The 16,381-nt window shown below is 45.1% G+C and carries 16 protein-coding genes and 1 pseudogene; 12 read left to right on the forward strand and 5 right to left on the reverse strand.

Going from position 1 to position 16,381, the window contains the following annotated elements; all coding sequences use genetic code 11:
* Positions 1-90 precede the first annotated feature (90 nt).
* Positions 91-300, reverse strand: coding sequence for an RNA-binding S4 domain-containing protein (locus H6F63_RS20075; protein ID WP_190435087.1), 210 nt, complete (start codon positions 298-300; stop codon positions 91-93).
* Between the two features lie 59 nt (positions 301-359).
* Entirely contained in the window at positions 360-836 is a 477-nt protein-coding gene (locus H6F63_RS20080; RefSeq protein WP_190639252.1) for a TspO/MBR family protein, read from the reverse strand.
* Between the two features lie 148 nt (positions 837-984).
* On the opposite strand from H6F63_RS20080, the gene H6F63_RS20085 reads away from it, so the two are divergent.
* The gene (locus H6F63_RS20085) at positions 985-1,131 is read left to right on the forward strand and encodes a hypothetical protein (RefSeq protein WP_190639253.1); all 147 of its coding nucleotides are present in this window, start codon (positions 985-987) and stop codon (positions 1,129-1,131) included.
* Between the two features lie 17 nt (positions 1,132-1,148).
* The gene (locus H6F63_RS20090) at positions 1,149-1,901 is read left to right on the forward strand and encodes a class I SAM-dependent methyltransferase (protein WP_190639254.1); all 753 of its coding nucleotides are present in this window, start codon (positions 1,149-1,151) and stop codon (positions 1,899-1,901) included.
* Positions 1,902-1,916: 15 nt separating this feature from the next.
* Here H6F63_RS20090 and H6F63_RS20095 read toward each other — a convergent pair whose 3' ends face one another.
* A complete protein-coding gene (locus H6F63_RS20095; RefSeq protein WP_199298172.1) occupies positions 1,917-2,180 on the reverse strand; it encodes a hypothetical protein in 264 nt (87 codons plus the stop codon).
* A gap of 233 nt (positions 2,181-2,413) precedes the next feature.
* Between H6F63_RS20095 and H6F63_RS20100 the strand changes: the two genes are divergently transcribed.
* The 4 genes from H6F63_RS20100 to H6F63_RS20115 all read left to right on the forward strand — a co-directional run bounded on the left by H6F63_RS20100 (position 2,414) and on the right by H6F63_RS20115 (position 5,789).
* Positions 2,414-3,055, forward strand: coding sequence for a hypothetical protein (locus H6F63_RS20100; RefSeq protein ID WP_190435093.1), 642 nt, complete (start codon positions 2,414-2,416; stop codon positions 3,053-3,055).
* A 67-nt stretch (positions 3,056-3,122) separates the two neighbouring features.
* Entirely contained in the window at positions 3,123-3,950 is an 828-nt protein-coding gene (locus H6F63_RS20105; RefSeq protein ID WP_190639255.1) for a pentapeptide repeat-containing protein, read from the forward strand.
* A 321-nt stretch (positions 3,951-4,271) separates the two neighbouring features.
* Positions 4,272-5,048 (forward strand): tryptophan-rich sensory protein, encoded by a 777-nt coding sequence (locus tag H6F63_RS20110; RefSeq protein ID WP_190639256.1) that lies wholly within the window; start codon positions 4,272-4,274, stop codon positions 5,046-5,048.
* 159 nt (positions 5,049-5,207) lie between these two features.
* The gene (locus tag H6F63_RS20115; RefSeq protein WP_190457114.1) at positions 5,208-5,789 is read left to right on the forward strand and encodes a DUF4126 domain-containing protein; all 582 of its coding nucleotides are present in this window, start codon (positions 5,208-5,210) and stop codon (positions 5,787-5,789) included.
* 247 nt (positions 5,790-6,036) lie between these two features.
* Here H6F63_RS20115 and H6F63_RS20120 read toward each other — a convergent pair whose 3' ends face one another.
* Complete coding sequence (locus tag H6F63_RS20120) at positions 6,037-6,669, reverse strand: DUF4174 domain-containing protein (protein WP_199298173.1); 633 nt, start codon at positions 6,667-6,669, stop codon at positions 6,037-6,039.
* Between the two features lie 511 nt (positions 6,670-7,180).
* On the opposite strand from H6F63_RS20120, the gene H6F63_RS20125 reads away from it, so the two are divergent.
* The 6 genes and pseudogenes from H6F63_RS20125 to rsgA all read left to right on the forward strand — a co-directional run bounded on the left by H6F63_RS20125 (position 7,181) and on the right by rsgA (position 15,423).
* Complete coding sequence (locus H6F63_RS20125; RefSeq protein WP_190639257.1) at positions 7,181-7,399, forward strand: hypothetical protein; 219 nt, start codon at positions 7,181-7,183, stop codon at positions 7,397-7,399.
* 671 nt (positions 7,400-8,070) lie between these two features.
* Positions 8,071-9,327: pseudogene (locus tag H6F63_RS31110) on the forward strand (glycosyltransferase family 1 protein); the annotation flags it as partial.
* A gap of 250 nt (positions 9,328-9,577) precedes the next feature.
* Positions 9,578-10,798 (forward strand): UDP-galactopyranose mutase, encoded by a 1,221-nt coding sequence (gene glf, locus H6F63_RS20135; protein WP_190639259.1) that lies wholly within the window; start codon positions 9,578-9,580, stop codon positions 10,796-10,798.
* A 223-nt stretch (positions 10,799-11,021) separates the two neighbouring features.
* The gene (locus H6F63_RS20140) at positions 11,022-13,289 is read left to right on the forward strand and encodes a family 1 glycosylhydrolase (RefSeq protein WP_347276818.1); all 2,268 of its coding nucleotides are present in this window, start codon (positions 11,022-11,024) and stop codon (positions 13,287-13,289) included.
* An 85-nt stretch (positions 13,290-13,374) separates the two neighbouring features.
* Positions 13,375-13,800, forward strand: a complete 426-nt coding sequence (locus H6F63_RS20145; protein ID WP_190639260.1) for an STAS domain-containing protein — start codon at positions 13,375-13,377, stop codon at positions 13,798-13,800.
* A gap of 561 nt (positions 13,801-14,361) precedes the next feature.
* Positions 14,362-15,423: a ribosome small subunit-dependent GTPase A gene (rsgA, locus tag H6F63_RS20150; protein WP_190639261.1), complete on the forward strand. Its 1,062-nt coding sequence runs from the start codon at positions 14,362-14,364 to the stop codon at positions 15,421-15,423.
* An 82-nt stretch (positions 15,424-15,505) separates the two neighbouring features.
* Here the strand turns inward: rsgA and H6F63_RS20155 are convergent.
* On the reverse strand, positions 15,506-16,381 hold an 876-nt coding region (locus H6F63_RS20155; protein WP_190639262.1), incomplete at its 5' end, for an ISKra4 family transposase.

Raw genomic sequence — 16,381 nt, forward strand, 5'->3', positions numbered from 1 at the left:
CACTTAGGGAGAGGTGTCAGTTATCTGCTACTTTTGACAACTGACAAAAAATGATTAATTGATATTTTCAATTAAATGCACTACAACTTCTCAGGAATTTTGCAAATTAACCTCAAAAGTTTGACCTCCCACAGTCACGCGATCGCCTGCTACTAACTGCCGTCCGCGTCTGGTTTCCAGTGTGCCGTTGACTAAAACTTCACCATCTTGAATCCTTAGCTTGGCTTCGCCGCCAGTCATCACTACACCTGTAAACTTCAAAAACTGATCCAGTTTAATTGTGTTGTCGCTTTTCGTCATATTTGGCGATGAAGGGCATACTGCTTACTACCATCTAATTTTAGTTGTAGAAAGGCAACTTATGCAGCATCAGGATTAAGCTGAGTCATTTTCCAGGTACTATAAGTGCCAATCGGACTCCAAACTAAATAAGGAATTAGTAGCGCCGCCGCCGAACTAGAAATTGGTAATACACAGAGTGTCAACAGGATAGCTACAATTAATCCAGCACCTCCGATAATTGTACCGACACTGAGATTCCGCAGTCTCAGAGTAGCCGGAATGTAAGTCACTGTAACTACTTCTAGTAACAGATAGGTTGCCATTAATAACCAAGTTTTGAGACTTCCTGGGTCTTTATCCCAGATAATAGAAGCACTTATGGCTCCGCTTAAGAAAATGAGATTCCAGATTACGGGAATTGCTGGCTCAAAAACTACTAACCACTTTGGTAAGCGTAGGTGGGTTGCCCACTTAACATCGCGCGGTTTAATAAAAAAACTACCAAAGGAAACTAAAAAGGTGATGCCTACAATAACCATCCACGATTTAATCATTTTTTTAACCTTTATTTGTGATAACTGAACTTGAAAACAACCCTTGGCGAGGGTTATAAAGCCATGTTGTCAAGTTTAAAAATAAATTTAATCAGTCTTTAGTGCGAAAGCAGGGATAAAGTAGATTCGCAAGTCCGGGTTTTGTAAAATGGGAAGCGATCGCTATAATAAATCCACCCCTAAACCAACATCCCCAATCAGCGATCGCTCAAAATCAAGGTGGCTTCATGCTAATATCATGGGCATGGAAGCGTTTTTGTCATCTACCCTTAAGGTAGAGATAGTCCGAATTTAAACAGCAAATATCGTCTCATGTCTAAATTTCCGGAAAAACCATTTCAACAAAACAGCTTCGCCTCACTCAGCGCCCAAAGTGCAGATGACCATCAATCAGAGAGATTGTACGCCCAAAGACAGGCAGATTTAGCTATTCGCTTCAATAAACAGTATCAGAGTGCAGCCTTTGAATTGCCCGAAGAAGTTGAAGCAATGCCAATTTTTCAAGAGTGGGTAGCAGGTACTCTTACCCAAAAAATCACTTCTCCATTCTGGGAAATTGTCCAACCTCAAAAAAATCAACGCTGTTTAGATATTGGCTGTGGCGTTAGCTTTTTAATCTATCCTTGGCGGGATTGGGGAGCATATTTTTATGGTCAAGAAATCAGCACTGTGGCCCGCGATGCACTCAATTCTCGCGGTTCCCAGTTAAACTCTAAGCTGTTCAAAGGTGTTGAGTTAGGTTCAGCCCAGCAGTTAAAATACGAAAATGATTTTTTTGACTTAGCGATCGCAACCGGATGGAGTTGTTATTTTCCCCTCGATTACTGGGAAATCGCGATGAATGAAGTCAAGCGAGTGCTGAAACCTGGCGGTATATTTGTTTTTGACATTCTCAACCAAGAAAGTCCCTTATCGGAAGATTGGGCGGTTCTGGAAACCTATTTAGGTGCAGAGGTGTTTCTCTCGCCTATCGCAGAGTGGGAAAAAATAATTAAAGCTACCGGAGCAAAAATTGTCAAGCGGAAATCCGGCGAGTTATTTGAATTGTACAAAGTTCAATTTTGAACCCAGAAAAATAGTCTAGCTGACAACTGCCCAAGCGTAGGTAATGATTCCCAGAAGTGCTACACCAACAATGATTTCAGGTTGTTGCGACCACTTGGCGCGAAAGCTATTCACAAAATAGGTCAATGCTTGCTTGCGCGATCGCCCTAATTCAGTCATCAGCAATTTTACTTTAGCATCCACCTCCTGAATAGAAACTTCCCCTTTTTTATAGGCAGCTTCTAACTCATCTAATTTCCGCCAATAGTCTTTGGTATCTTCTAAAAGATCAGATATCATAAATCGCTCCGTCTGTCTAGCGTTATTAACTTATGTAAATAATCTAACGCAGCTATCTGGGCGGTTGTGTCTGTAAATGGATAGAACCATCGTCTATAGATGGGTAGAACTACCACGATTGAAAAAACTCACAGTCCCGCAAATTGGCGAAGCCCATCAACAGCCGATATTCTTACTGATTCCGGTATCAAGGTAAACTCTTAAGTTGCACCATATTGTCCGGAGAAAAAACCTTGGGCATAGAACTACGCAGTTACGTATTTCTAGACAGCTTGCAGCCACAGCACGCAGCTTACATCGGTACGGTGGCGCTAGGCTTCTTGCCATTGCCAGGAGATGCGTCGCTGTGGATTGAAATCTCGCCAGGGATCGAAATCAACCGGATTACCGATGTCGCCCTAAAATCCGCCTCTGTACGTCCAGGGGTGCAGGTTGTTGAACGACTTTATGGACTTCTAGAAATTCATTCCAGCACGCAAGGCGAGACGCGGGCAGCTGGGAGAGCAATTTTAGACGCACTGGGAGTCAAAAGAGACGAATGTCTCAAACCGCGAGTCGTTTCCAGCCAAATTATCCGAAACATAGACGCGCACCAAACACAACTAATCAATCGCACCCGACGCGGACAGCTGCTACTAGCAGGACAAACACTTTATGTATTAGAAGTAGAACCAGCCGCTTATGCAGCACTAGCGGCGAACGAAGCGGAGAAAGCCGCCGCGATTAACATCCTTGAGGTTAATGCTGTCGGAAGCTTCGGCCGCCTCTACCTGGGTGGAAAAGAACAAGATATTTTAGCGGGTGCTGGTGGGGCGCTGGCGGCGATTGAAAACGTGCTTGGGAGGCAAAATCCTGCCGCTATGCGTAAGGAATAATTTTTTGGATTTATATAAAACCACTCTGTTCTAGATTACCCAACAAAAATTACCAAACCAAACAGATATGTCTATACAGCATCTTGCCCTACTTAAAGAAGGTGCAGTCAAATGGATTGAGTGGAGAAGGCAAAACCCAGAGATAGAACCAGACCTCAGCGAAGCGAATCTCAGAGGCGCGAACCTCAGAGGCGCAAGCTTGGGAGGAGCAAACCTCAGAAAAGCCGATCTCTGCAAAGCTAAACTGATCACCGCGAACCTTAGCCATGCGAATCTGGCTCATGCGAACCTTCAAGAAGCCCAACTCATGGACGCTAACCTTCAAGAAGCCGATTTTAGCATTGCGAACCTAAGCGAAGCCAACCTCAGAGATGCCGATCTGGGTAACGCTAACCTGATCGGCGCTGACCTGAGAATGGTTAACCTAAAAGGAGCTAACCTCAGCAATGCGAACTTGATCGGCGCTGACCTCAGAGAAGCTAACCTCAGCGGTGCTGATCTGGGCGGAGCAAAACTGGGAAGGTCGAATCTGTGCGAGGCTAACCTAATCGCAGCTAACCTGATTGAAGCTGACCTCACAGGAGCTAACCTTTACAATGCTGAACTCCTGGGGGCTTACCTTTACAAAGCTAACCTTCACAAAGCTAACTTGAGTGAAGCGCACCTTAGTAAAGCTTACGTTTTCCGAGCCAACTTGAGCGAAGCTGACTTTTACGCAGCTGATTTGAGATGGGCTAACCTGGTGCGGACTACGCTGGCTGGTGCTAACCTCAGCAAAGCCAATCTTAGAGGAGCTAATCTTACAGCCGCTGACCTCACAGGCGCTAACCTCACAGGCGCTAACCTCACAGGCGTTAATCTCCAAAGGGCAATTTTGCCTAATGGCACAACCTAAATTGGTTGTAAACCGTAGACAGACCGGAGAGCCTATCTAAGCTAGAAACGCGATAATAATATATAGCAATTCAAGGGTTGGGTGCGATACATCTGTAGGAACATGGCAATGTCCCTATCAAGGTCGCCCGAAGGTTTCAATTGCGATATATTCTACCCAACTGAGAAACGTTATATAGCAGTCCTATTTGATTCTGATTCGTAAAAAAACGAACTGCTCCAGGCGCAGAGGGCGCTCCAGAGATAAAAGAAAGAGGTTTACAACCTATTTAGGATTGCTATATCGCGGCTTGAGCAATCTGTGTTTGAGGTATTTATCTATATGAATTCAGTCAATAAGCCCTTTGATTCAAATTTGATTCTGCAATGGGTCAATTTGATTGCTGTCCTCGCTGCTTTCGGTATCAATGTATATGCCAATGTTTCTCCGCCTAATGGATTAACAATTGGCGAAGTTTCCAATACTTTCTTTAGCAATGTGCAAATTATACCCGCCAATTATGCTTTTGCAATTTGGGGTCTGATTTATTTGGGGTTAATTAGCTTTGGCGTATATCAGGTACTTCCTAACCAACGGCAAAATCCTCTGCTGCGGCGGATTGGCTATCTTCTAGCAGTAGCTAGTATTGCTCAAATTGTGTGGGTATTTCTTTTTGTATATCAATTTTTCGCGCTTTCGGTGGTAGCGATGCTTTTTATTTTGCTACCTCTGATTGGAATTTATCTACGGTTGGGAATTGGTAGGGAAAGAGTATCGCGCAAAGAGTTGTGGTTGGTTCATACTCCTTTGAGTATTTATCTAGGTTGGATTAGCGTGGCGACGATTGTCAATGTGGCGAGTACACTTTACAGTTTAGGCTGGAATGGTTGGGGGATCAGTCCCCAAGCGTGGACAGTAATTATGCTGCTAGTGGGGGGAGCGATCGCTGCTACTATTGCTAAAACACGATCTGACATTGCCTTTCCCGTGGTAATCATTTGGGCTTATATAGCGATCGCAGTACGTCAAGCTAATCAACCACTAATTGCTGCAACAGCGGTAGGATTAGCTTTAGCCTTGGGGTTGTTAGTTTTGTTAAGAGGGATGCGCCGCTTATAATCAGCGCAATATTAGCCACGTTTTTAAGGATGTTCTAATCTGTAAAGTTGAACCAAAACTTAAAATCAGCGATATTGCAATATGTTACTCAAAAAGTAGGAAACATCTAAAAGAAATTTTTCTTAAGCTAGTAGTGTGTTTCCGGATTTTGAAGTAGCTATGGATACCCTGTTAACTATTGCAATTGGTATCGGTTTGAGTGCGGCTTGCGGCTTTCGGATTTTTGTACCGCCGCTGGTAATGAGTATTGCTGCACTATTTGGACATTTGCCACTTTCACAGAACTTTGAGTGGGTGGGAACTTATCCGGCGTTGGAGGCGTTTGCTGTAGCGACTTGCGTTGAGATTGCGGCTTACTATATTCCGTGGGTGGATAATTTACTCGATACTGTTTCTACACCGACTGCGATCGCTGTGGGAACTTCCATCGTTGCAGCCTTAATTCCCAACACTGATCCTTTATTGCAGTGGACAATAGCGGTAATTGCTGGTGGCGGTTCGGCGGGACTTGTGCAAGCATTTACGGCAATGACTCGCTTATCTTCAACAGCGCTGACGGTGGGAATTGGCAATGCCGTTGTTTCTACAGTTGAAGCAGCTAGTTCGATTATTCTATCGATATTAGCAATTTTTGTGCCTATCGTGGCTGTGGGTTTGGTAGCAGCATTGTTAATTTTAATTGTCAGGAAAGGATGGCAAAGTTTAGCGATGAAAAGTTTGGTAAAAACGCCTAACGAGTAAGCTTTAGGGCGAATAAAAAAAGGTGCATCCCGTATTTACAAAAATACCTGGCGATTGGAAATCGCGGCTACACAAACCAAGTCCGCCTGCGCGGACTCAATTGGGGCTGGGTGGGTAGGCTTTGTTTGTGGAGCATCGAGACTTCCAGCCTGTGGACGATTTGCAAATACGGGATGCTCCCGGCGGGCTTATCTTGTGGATCATCATCGACCCTTTAGGGTGCGGGCGTGTAGGGTGTATCTGCTATTTAACTGCGCCGTTGTTGCATCTCTTGGCGGCGCATAGGCATGGCATCAATTTGCTTAAAAATAATATCAGGTGCGACTGGAGATTTATCGCGGCGCTTTTGCGTACCATCCTTACCCACTAGGATGACACTAAATTCCTCAGAGCTAATATTAAATCGATTGCGGAGTTGAGCGACCGCCGATTCATCGATAATTTGGTTGTTGATGCGGCTTTTACCTTCTTTTAATAACTCAATAACTAGCAAATGTCTGTCATTTAATCCCGCAGCTTGTTTCTGAAGTAGCTGCATTTGCTGTTGGTAATCGGGGCTATTTTCTGTGGGGGCAAAAACCAATAATAGGCGATTTTTCCATTGATAGGAGCCAAGATTGAACATTGCTTTAGGTGGTTGTGCGCTGGCTACTTCTCTATAGGATTGTTCCGTATTTTCCAGATGCGGCAACAGGCTGGTAATTGCAGTTGCTGTCGAAGCAGCCGATTGAGCAACTGGTTGCTCAATGCGGGTTAAGGTCATAGTCGAGCAGCTAGAAGTGAGGTAAGCCAGCAGCCCCAGAACAAGCGATCGCATAATCATTTTAATACTATAGCCATCCGACGTGCTTTGTGATGTTGTAGACAGATACATTTTCATGCTAACTAATATCGCAATCTTCTTTGAGTTGTGAACGAGTATTCACCCTGGTGTAGGGACACGGCAGTGCCGTGTCCCTACATAGGTTCACGAATCATTGAGGACTGCTATATCTGCTTTTTCTAACCCAATTCGGATTTTTATATAAATTCTACCAATCGAGATAACCTTGCTGATAAAGCATTCATGGCGTTGAAATAAATTTCTCTTTTTAAAGCTTAAACCCCTAAAACAGGTTGGAACATTTATTTGGGAATCGTGACGATGGCTTTAGTTATGAAGCCGTGTATACGCTTTCGCGGCTTCTGGCAGAGTACCTTAGTTCAAGGCGGAAGGAATGCAAGAAGTCTACTAACCGAGATGTATTGAGAGTAAACGCCCTAATGCACCGTTTTGGGCGATATTTTAAGGGTTTTCCCAGCCTACTATTGACTTGAGAATTTTGCGGAATTGTGCAGAATAGCAGCGATCGCGTTTGTATAAGGATAACTGCTGTGAGTGAAAGGGATTTTTGCAATTGAAACGCAGTATTGGCAGAAGAAAGCGCTCTAAAAAAATAACAAAGGTCGCATGGAAACGTTTAGCTATTACCGCCGGGGCCGGGTTACTGACAGTTTGGGCGTTAGTTTTCGCCTATGATACGTGGCGAAAACGAGATAGTTGGTGTGTGAAGTTATTCTATCCAGATGGAACAACCAAAGAGTTTTATCAGGATGAATGTCAGCCATGAAAATTTGCGCGATCGCATCCTGTTAAGCGGCTCTATCTTTACTAATTACAACGCAAAATGAGATTACTATATCAAATCCGAGCTTTGTCTGCAACTCCCTATCAGCCGAGCTTTTATGGCTTATCGGGAAACCTTATAGTCAAAAGCAACTGTGCGATCGCGTACTTAGTTGTTCCAATTTTCTGACTGATTGGCAACAGCGCGATCGCTCCCCTCGGAATTCAGCAGCAAAAAGCTATTTTACCTATTTTTATGGCATTTTACCTGGGAATAATGCCCTTTACACAGCATTCTTTGTAGTCTATAGCACAAAATTCTTTTACATCTCGCCCTTTCTTTAGAAAGACTAGCAAGCCGCTCTAGTAAAGCCTAAGACCAACGATAGTCTTTTTTAGCATTTACATAAAATTCATCCTTCAGGGAGAAGGAAACGGCAGACCTATCTGGTAAATTGACATACAGTACCAGGCTGTTTTCAATAAATGCTTGGCAAGTTACGATACGGTTAGCAAAGCGCTAGTTGGTGCTTTATTACGTTTGTTATTGCAGTTTCTGAAGAATGAAGGCTACTATAAAATGCCATGTTTTACTTTCTGAATTAGCTTTTACCTTTCAAGGGTAAGACATTTTTGGAAGCCATCTTTCGATTATATAACTATCTGAGGCTAGTTATGTCCCAACAGGAAAAAAAAGTGAACAATAGTGTTAGCAGTGTTGGAGCATGGGAAATAGAAAATTCTTCTAAAACCGCACCCGAATCGTCATCCCTAAATGCATCATCAAAGTTGAAGTTTGATTTTCCAAAATCTTCCTTTTCAGATATACCCGATCTAGTTTGTTTGTCGCATTTGCGTTGGAATTTCGTCTATCAGCGACCTCAACATCTCCTAAGCCGCTTTAGCAAGCAGCGACGTGTATTTTTTATCGAAGAGCCGATTTTTAGTGCCGATGCCGAGGGGCGAATTGATATTAGCATCGGTGAAGATGGAGTCTGCGTTGTAGTGCCGCACCTGAGAGAAGGACTGAGTGAAGAAGCAGTAAAAACCACTCAACAGGTGATGTTAGATGATTTGTTTGATGCAGCGCAGATTAGCGACTACATCCTCTGGTACTATACGCCAATGGCTATGGGTTTCTCGCGCCACTTAGAGCCGCAGGTTATTGTCTATGACTGCATGGACGAACTATCTGCATTCAAGGGAGCGCCGCCTGCCCTAAAAGACCTGGAAGCTGAACTATTCAGCCGTGCAGACTTGGTATTTACAGGCGGACAAAGTATTTACGAGAGCAAGCGCAACCAGCACCCGAACGTCTACGCATTTCCAAGTAGCATTGACAAAGCGCACTTTGCCCAATGTCGAGACGTTGAACGCAACGCTACACAAGAACCAGCAGATCAAGTGGATATTCCCCACCCGCGTCTGGGATTTTTTGGGGTGATAGACGAGCGCATGGATATCGACTTGCTTGGTAGTATTGCCGAAGCGCGTCCTAACTGGCATTTAGTTATTATTGGTCCAGTTGTCAAAATAGATCCAGAAGTTTTGCCACGCCACCCCAATATTCATTATCTGGGTGGCAAATCTTATCAAGAGTTGCCTGCATATATTGCTGGATGGGATGTGGCATTGTTGCCCTTTGCTCATAATGAGTCAACACGCTTTATTAGTCCCACAAAAACCCCAGAATACCTCGCTGCTGGTAAACCAGTGGTGTCTACTTCCATCCGCGATGTGGTGCGTCCCTACGGGGATATGGGTTTGGTACACATTGCAGACACAGTACCAGATTTTGTTGCCGCAGTTGAGACGGCGTTGAATCAATCTCAGGACTCTGAGTGGCTGAACAAGGTGGATGAGTTTTTAGCTGACAATTCTTGGGATTCTACTTGGGGAAGAATGATGCAGCTGGTGGAAGGTGTAATCAGCAACGCAAGTGCGTCTTCTAAGGAGGCGTTAACGCCGGATATGCAAAGTGTTTCCACAGGCTAAGAGAGTCAAGATGCTGCCGCGCGAGGATAAGGTTTGCATTTTGGTCAGATATAACTTTGAAAGTGCCTTTTCGAGTAAGTTGCACAAGGCTGAGTTTTCAAAGTTTGAGAGGTTGTTACTGTACGTAGCTGGTATTTTTTTATGCCAGCAAGATTCCTAATCGCAATTCAAAAGGCGGAATAAAAAAATGTTTGATTATCTCATTGTTGGGGCTGGTTTTGCTGGAAGCGTTTTGGCTGAGAGGCTGGCGAGTCAGGCAGGAAAGAAGGTTCTGATTGTAGACAAGCGATCGCATATTGGTGGTAACGCTTACGACCACTACAATGATGAAGGCATTCTCGTACACAAGTACGGCCCCCACATCTTCCACACCAACTCCCGCCAAGTTTTCGAGTACCTTTCAAACTTCACCGAGTGGCGTTCTTACGAACATCGCGTACTAGCTAGTGTAGACGGTCAATTAGTTCCAATTCCCATTAACCTCGATACCGTAAATAAACTTTACGGACTAAATCTCACCTCCTTTCAACTTGAAGAGTTCTTTGCGTCAGTTGCGGAAAAGAAAGAATATATCCGCACTTCGGAGGATGTAGTTGTTAGCAAAGTCGGAAGGGAACTTTACGAAAAGTTCTTCCGTGGTTACACCCGCAAGCAATGGGATCTCGACCCCTCGGAACTTGACAAATCAGTTACAGCTCGCGTACCAACTCGCACCAACCGCGACGACCGATATTTTACCGATACTTATCAGGCAATGCCATTGCACGGCTATACCCGGATGTTCGAGAAAATGTTGTCTCACCCGAACATCAAAATCATGCTCAACACCGATTATCGGGAAATTCAGCAGATAATGCCGTATCGGGAGATGATTTACACCGGGCCAGTTGATGCTTACTTTGATTTCCGCTATGGCAAGCTTCCCTACCGTTCCCTAGAGTTCAAGCACGAAACCCTCAACCAGCCAAACCATCAACCAACCGGGACGGTAAACTATCCCAACGAGCAGCTATATACCCGGATAACAGAGTTTAAGTATCTGACGGGACAAGAGCATCCTAAAACTAGCCTTGTGTACGAGTACCCCCGCGCCGAGGGAGATCCTTACTACCCAGTACCGCGTCCAGAAAACGCTGAAGTTTACAAGAAATATAAGGAACTGGCTGATGCAACTCCTGGTGTGCATTTCGTGGGGCGGCTAGCGACTTACAAGTATTACAACATGGATCAAGTGGTCGCTCAAGCTCTTTCCATCCACGAAAAGATCAGCACAAAACTACCTTTAGAACTAGAACCAGTAGAAGGTAGAAGCGGCTATACCCAGAATGTTAGTCTCAACGAAATTGTTGAGCAACGCCCACAGGCGGAAACGGTGACAGCAAACGGTAATGGGAAAAGCAGTCATTAGTCATTAGTCATTAGTCATGGGTTATTAGTCATTGTTCTGTAGGGTGGGTGATGCCCACCTTACCTGTGACTAATGGTTGACATTACCTAATGTACCTGTGACGCGACAGCGAATTAATGAGGAGTGAAAAATGACAAAAGCATCATTAGATTGGCAAATAGGAATTAAGAATTCTGAATTAATTCAAGATTCCAAATTCAAAAATCAAAAATCAAAATTGGAGATGTGGGCGGGGCTAGAGTGTACCGTTAATCGCGTAGGCGATCGCTATTTCAACCAGATGGAGCGCAACGGTCACGGAACCCGGTTGGATGACCTGAACTTGTTTGCCGAACTGGGCGTGACTGCCATTCGCTACCCGGTGCTGTGGGAACTCACTGCCCCCGAAGGGCCAGATAAGGCAGATTGGTCGTGGGCGGATGAGCGACTAGGACGTTTGCAAGAACTCGGCATCACTCCGATTGTCGGCTTAGTTCACCACGGTAGCGGCCCGCGTCATACTAGCCTGATCGATCCATCCTTTGCGACTGGGCTGGCAGAGTTTGCCCACGCGGTTGCTGAGCGTTATCCTTGGGTAGAAAATTACACGCCTGTCAACGAGCCTTTGACTACGGCGCGTTTTAGCGGATTATACGGTCACTGGTATCCTCACGGTCGGGATGCTTTAACTTTCATTCAGGCGTTGTTGACGCAGTGCCGCGCTGTTATTCTTTCGATGCAGGCGATTCGCCAAATTAACCCGGCTGCAAAGTTGGTGCAAACGGAAGACTTGTGCAAAGTTTTCAGTACGCCGAAGATGGCGTATCAGGCAGAGTTTGAAAATGAGCGTCGCTGGCTGAGTTTCGATCTGCTGTGTGGTCGCCTGAACCAAGCTCATCCGCTTTGGTCATATCTGCGTAAGGTGGTGGGGATCGATGAAGCTGATCTTGAGTGGTTTCTGGAAAATCCCTGTCCGCCGGACATAATGGGCATTAATCATTACTTGACAAGCGATCGCTTCCTTGATGAGCGCCTTGACCGTTATCCTAGTTGGACGCATGGAAGCAACGGGCGGGATCAATACGCAGATGTAGAAGCGGTGCGGGTTTGCACCGAAGGGATAGCGGGGCCGCGTACACTCATCAAAGAAGTATGGGAACGCTACGAAATAGCGATCGCAGTCACCGAAGTACACCACGGTTGCACCCGCGAAGAGCAGTTGCGTTGGCTTAAGGAAGTTTGGGATGCCGCAAACACTGTGCGTTCCGAAGGCATAGACTTGCGTGCCATCACTGCTTGGTCGCTGTTGGGTTCCTACGACTGGAATAGCCTGGTGACTAGGGATGAAGGCCACTATGAGCCTGGGGTATTCGACTTGCGATCGCCTCACCCCCGTCCCACAGCAATTGCCCGAATGATCCGCGACTTGGCAAAAGGTGAGACATGCGAGCATCCGCTTCTCGATGTACCTGGTTGGTGGTGGCGATCCCAGCGACTCCTCTATCCTCCAGTAAGTTGCAATTCGGGACTGGGAACTGGCGAAGAAGGGTCTGGGTACTTAGGACTGGGGGCTTGGGAAGATAAGAACACTTCCTCTTCACCAATTTCTAATTCCCAATTCCGAGAAAATCCACAATCCACAATCCAAAATTCCAAATCCCTCCGCCCTCTTTTAATCTCAGGAGCAACCGGGACGCTAGGAAATGCTTTTGCTCGATTGTGCGACCTTCGGGGTATTCCATACCATCTCTTAACTCGCCGAGAGATGGATATTGCTAACCCCGCCTCTGTTGATACTGTATTAACAGAGTTGAAGCCTTGGGCAATTGTCAACGCCGCCGGGTATGTTCGAGTAGATGATGCCGAACTAGAACCTGATGCTTGCCGGCGCGAAAATGCCGACGGGCCAGCAGTTTTAGCCGAACGTTGCGCTCGGCATGGAGTGCAACTACTCACCTTCTCATCGGATCTTGTTTTCGATGGAGTTTCTACCTCTCCCTACGTTGAAAGTGATGCTGTTGCACCGCTTAACGTCTACGGACGCAGCAAAGGTGAAGCTGAGGTGCGTGTCTTACAAGCTCTGCCCTCAGCACTTGTAATCCGTACCAGCGCCTTCTTTGGGCCGTGGGACGAATATAACTTTATCACCGTTGCCCTACGGACGCTCTCCGCTGGAAAGCCTTTCGTAGCGGTAGAGGATGCGGTTATCTCACCTACATACATTCCGGATCTTGTCAATACCAGCCTCGATCTTTTAATTGATGGCGAGTACGGCTTGTGGCACATCGCTAACTCAGGCGAGAGTTCCTGGGCTGATTTGGCAAGGTTTGCGGCTAGATGCGCTCGTCTCGATGCCAAGCAGGTTGAAGCTCGTCCCATGCAAGCTCTGCAATTATTGGCACCGCGTCCAAGGTACAGCGTTCTGACTAGCGAAAGGGGTGTTTTGCTGCCATCTCTGGAGAATGCGATCGCTCGCTATTTCCAAGAGTGCAAGCTGCCACTTTTGGCATAACAAATGCACATAAATCTGTTGTTTTTTTTTACAACCATTTCAGCAAAATTTTCCCCCTTTCTTTTACTAATTGAGGCGTATCTATATGAGCATTCTTTCTAAAGTCGTTCAATCTCCTGATGTTTTGGATGGTTCTAAGGCTACCCAGTTTACCCGTGATATCGAAATCCTGATTAAGCAGGGAGTTAAAATTGTTCTACTCGACCTGAAAAATGTCACCTTTATGAGTAGTTCTGGCTTAATGGCCCTAGTTTCAGTTTTGAGAATGGCTAGGGCCTCTGGTTGCAAAGCTTTTATTCATTCAAGCAGCGATCAAGTCAGAATTATTTTGGAAATGACAGGTTTAGATCAAGTTGTTCAAATTCTTAATAGCTCGGAAGATTTTAATAACTTAGAAACCAAACCAGTGTCTAATGTTCAACCTAAACTAGACACCTTGCCAAGGTCAGTATCCTCGCGCAAGCTGAAGTCGGCTGGTGGTTCCCAAGCACAGGCTGCTTCCGCACGATAAAGAGGTTTACTCGTTAAGAGTTTCTGACTGGGAAAGCTATAAGTGAGGCGGTCATCGCCTCACTTATTTTTATGTTTAGGAATTTTTAGCTTGATAATCATAGCAAAACCCAACAACGTCCCCTCGGTTACTGGTTGTTGGGTTTTGTTTTTCAAACGTCACATCTCTCAAGAGTCCTAATAAAGCCAGTAGGGGGGTAGTCCACCCTACGCTTACTAACTTCATCCTTCCGAGTCGCCTGATCGGGTGATGTTCTAAAGCCAAACGCGCCAATAATATAAGCTAAGCGATCGCGCTTATTTCAATGTATCTGCTCTGTGAAGATTCCTAAGTTATGTAAACTACATTGCTTCGATAGATTTCTTGTAGTACGATGTTACAAGCTCGATTGGAAAATTCTTGAAAAGTATCAAAGGAGAAAGAACCATGAAGGATATTGTCGCGATTGAAACCAATAACCATCAAGACACAACACCCTAACCTCACAGATGTACGCGAATAATTTTCAAAATTCCTCTGTGAGTGTAGCGGTCAGCATACGCACACCTAGAGGAAAATTAAATGAATTTAGAGGTATTAGGCTGGAATAGTTTTTTTGCCAAAAACTTCAATAGCTACTTGCAACAGGGATATACTGTTGGGCGAGTCGCTATAGAGCAGAAAAACACTTACCTTCTCTATACTGAGTTTGGAGAGCAAAGAGCAGAAGTCACGGGGAAAATGCGCCACCAAGCCGGAGGACGCGCAGATTTTCCGGCGGTAGGAGATTGGGTAGTAATCAACCCCATAAACGGCGAAGAAAGAGCAATAATTCATGAGATTTTGCCGCGCAAAAGTAAATTTTCTCGAAAAACTGTAGGCGCAATCACAGATGAGCAAATCATTGGTACTAACATTGATACGGTATTTCTAGTTTCGGGATTGGATGGGGATTTCAATGTTAGAAGAATTGAACGCTATCTGATTTTAGTTTGGGAAAGTGGCGCTAATCCAGTCATCATTTTGAATAAAGCGGATTTGTGCGATCGAGTTGAGGAAAGACGAGTTGAAATAGAAGCGATCGCACCCGGTGTACAGATTATCATTCTGAGCGCGATCGCCCAGCTTGGACTAGAAGCCTTAACCCCTTACCTTAGCACTGGGCAAACTGTAGCCCTAATTGGTTCTTCTGGAGTGGGAAAATCCACGATTACGAATCAATTAGTAGGTGAAGACATTCAAGCTGTTCAATCAGTCCGCCTTGGAGATAGCCGCGGTCGTCACACCACAACACATCGAGAGTTAATTATCTTACCTTCTGGGGGTTTGCTGATAGATACTCCGGGAATGCGAGAAATACAAATATGGGCTGGAAATGAAGGTTTGCAGTCAACTTTTTCGGATATCGAGACTATAGCCAAGTTGTGTCGCTTCCGCGATTGTCAACATGAGGAAGAACCTGGATGTGCAGTGCAACAGGCGATTTTGGAGGGTACGCTTGATAAGCAACGTTTCCACAACTATCAAAAGCTGGAACAAGAAGTTGCATATTTGAGCCGCAAACAAGATAAAAAGGCACAATTAGTCGAGAAAGAGAAATGGAAAAAAATCCATAAAGCTTTGAGGAAAAATCCCAAGCGTTAATCATTCCTACCCATTTCTCTTTTGATGCACTACGAATAAATATCAAATATCTGGGAGCATCCCGGTTTTGCGCTTTTGAGCATCAAACGGATATTGATCCGTTAAGGTAGGCGCACCGAAGCTTAAGCATTTGATTAACATTTTTCATCAACCACTGCGCTCCTGAAATTTTCAACCTTCTATCAATTTGTTTTACTGCCGACTCTACAGCTCCGGAACCGATGGAGCAAACCTTTTGTGTTGACAATTGCTCGTAGTTAACAATCCGGGAGCGATGCTTCTCCAAATAAGCGCAGAACTTTTGCGCTTGTTTTTGACGGCAAGACTTAAATAAATTGATGGTTTCCTCGACTCGTCCTTGCCATAGAAACTCCTTACCCTGCGCCAGACGCTTCAACGACCCACCGACCTTACATAGATTTTCAACTAAGTGATACCAATCTAAAATTTCCCGCCGCGCCCCGTCAGGATTCAACTGGACAATAATATTCCAAATGCCATCATGACCATCCCCCAAACAGGTTAGTACCTCTGATAAAGGCTGACTGTTCACATAATTAATTAACGCTTGATTGTCAAGAAAAAATGCCCCGTAATAACTGTCGTGCAGTCGCACAGCCTTATAGTCAAGCCAGTGACTGCCCTCTCCCTCTTCTTTTGTGAGACGGACTTTCCCCCCATCCACACTGGTTTCCTTTACCTCCGAAGTAGCTATTCTGGACGCCCATTCTTGCTTTTCCACTAATCGGTGTAAACAAGTGTGACCTATATGCACTCCCGTCTGGGCTTCTATTTCACAGGCTGCTTTCTCATAAGAGAGATTAGCCACCTGACGGAGGCAGCATTTTTCAAATAATGGAGCTAAACGAGTTGATTTTTTGACTCCCAATTTTTCGGCTTGTTTTTCAGTAATTATTAGCTTACCAATGCAACTTTTTACTGTGCGAGACCGTCCTTG

This window comes from Trichocoleus sp. FACHB-40, from assembly GCF_014695915.1.
Classification (GTDB): Bacteria; Cyanobacteriota; Cyanobacteriia; order Cyanobacteriales; family FACHB-T130; genus Funiculus; species Funiculus sociatus.

What these genes read in the sequence shown, in the direction of transcription:
- H6F63_RS20075 (WP_190435087.1), bottom strand. Translation starts at nt 300, where the DNA reads ATGACGAAAAGCGACAACACAATTAAACTGGATCAGTTTTTGAAGTTT.
- H6F63_RS20080 (WP_190639252.1), bottom strand. Translation starts at nt 836, where the DNA reads ATGATTAAATCGTGGATGGTTATTGTAGGCATCACCTTTTTAGTTTCC.
- H6F63_RS20085 (WP_190639253.1), top strand. Translation starts at nt 985, where the DNA reads ATGGGAAGCGATCGCTATAATAAATCCACCCCTAAACCAACATCCCCA.
- H6F63_RS20090 (WP_190639254.1), top strand. Translation starts at nt 1,149, where the DNA reads ATGTCTAAATTTCCGGAAAAACCATTTCAACAAAACAGCTTCGCCTCA.
- H6F63_RS20095 (WP_199298172.1), bottom strand. Translation starts at nt 2,180, where the DNA reads ATGATATCTGATCTTTTAGAAGATACCAAAGACTATTGGCGGAAATTA.
- H6F63_RS20105 (WP_190639255.1), top strand. Translation starts at nt 3,123, where the DNA reads ATGTCTATACAGCATCTTGCCCTACTTAAAGAAGGTGCAGTCAAATGG.
- H6F63_RS20110 (WP_190639256.1), top strand. Translation starts at nt 4,272, where the DNA reads ATGAATTCAGTCAATAAGCCCTTTGATTCAAATTTGATTCTGCAATGG.
- H6F63_RS20115 (WP_190457114.1), top strand. Translation starts at nt 5,208, where the DNA reads ATGGATACCCTGTTAACTATTGCAATTGGTATCGGTTTGAGTGCGGCT.
- H6F63_RS20120 (WP_199298173.1), bottom strand. Translation starts at nt 6,669, where the DNA reads ATGAAAATGTATCTGTCTACAACATCACAAAGCACGTCGGATGGCTAT.
- glf (WP_190639259.1), top strand. Translation starts at nt 9,578, where the DNA reads ATGTTTGATTATCTCATTGTTGGGGCTGGTTTTGCTGGAAGCGTTTTG.
- H6F63_RS20140 (WP_347276818.1), top strand. Translation starts at nt 11,022, where the DNA reads ATGTGGGCGGGGCTAGAGTGTACCGTTAATCGCGTAGGCGATCGCTAT.
- H6F63_RS20145 (WP_190639260.1), top strand. Translation starts at nt 13,375, where the DNA reads ATGAGCATTCTTTCTAAAGTCGTTCAATCTCCTGATGTTTTGGATGGT.
- rsgA (WP_190639261.1), top strand. Translation starts at nt 14,362, where the DNA reads ATGAATTTAGAGGTATTAGGCTGGAATAGTTTTTTTGCCAAAAACTTC.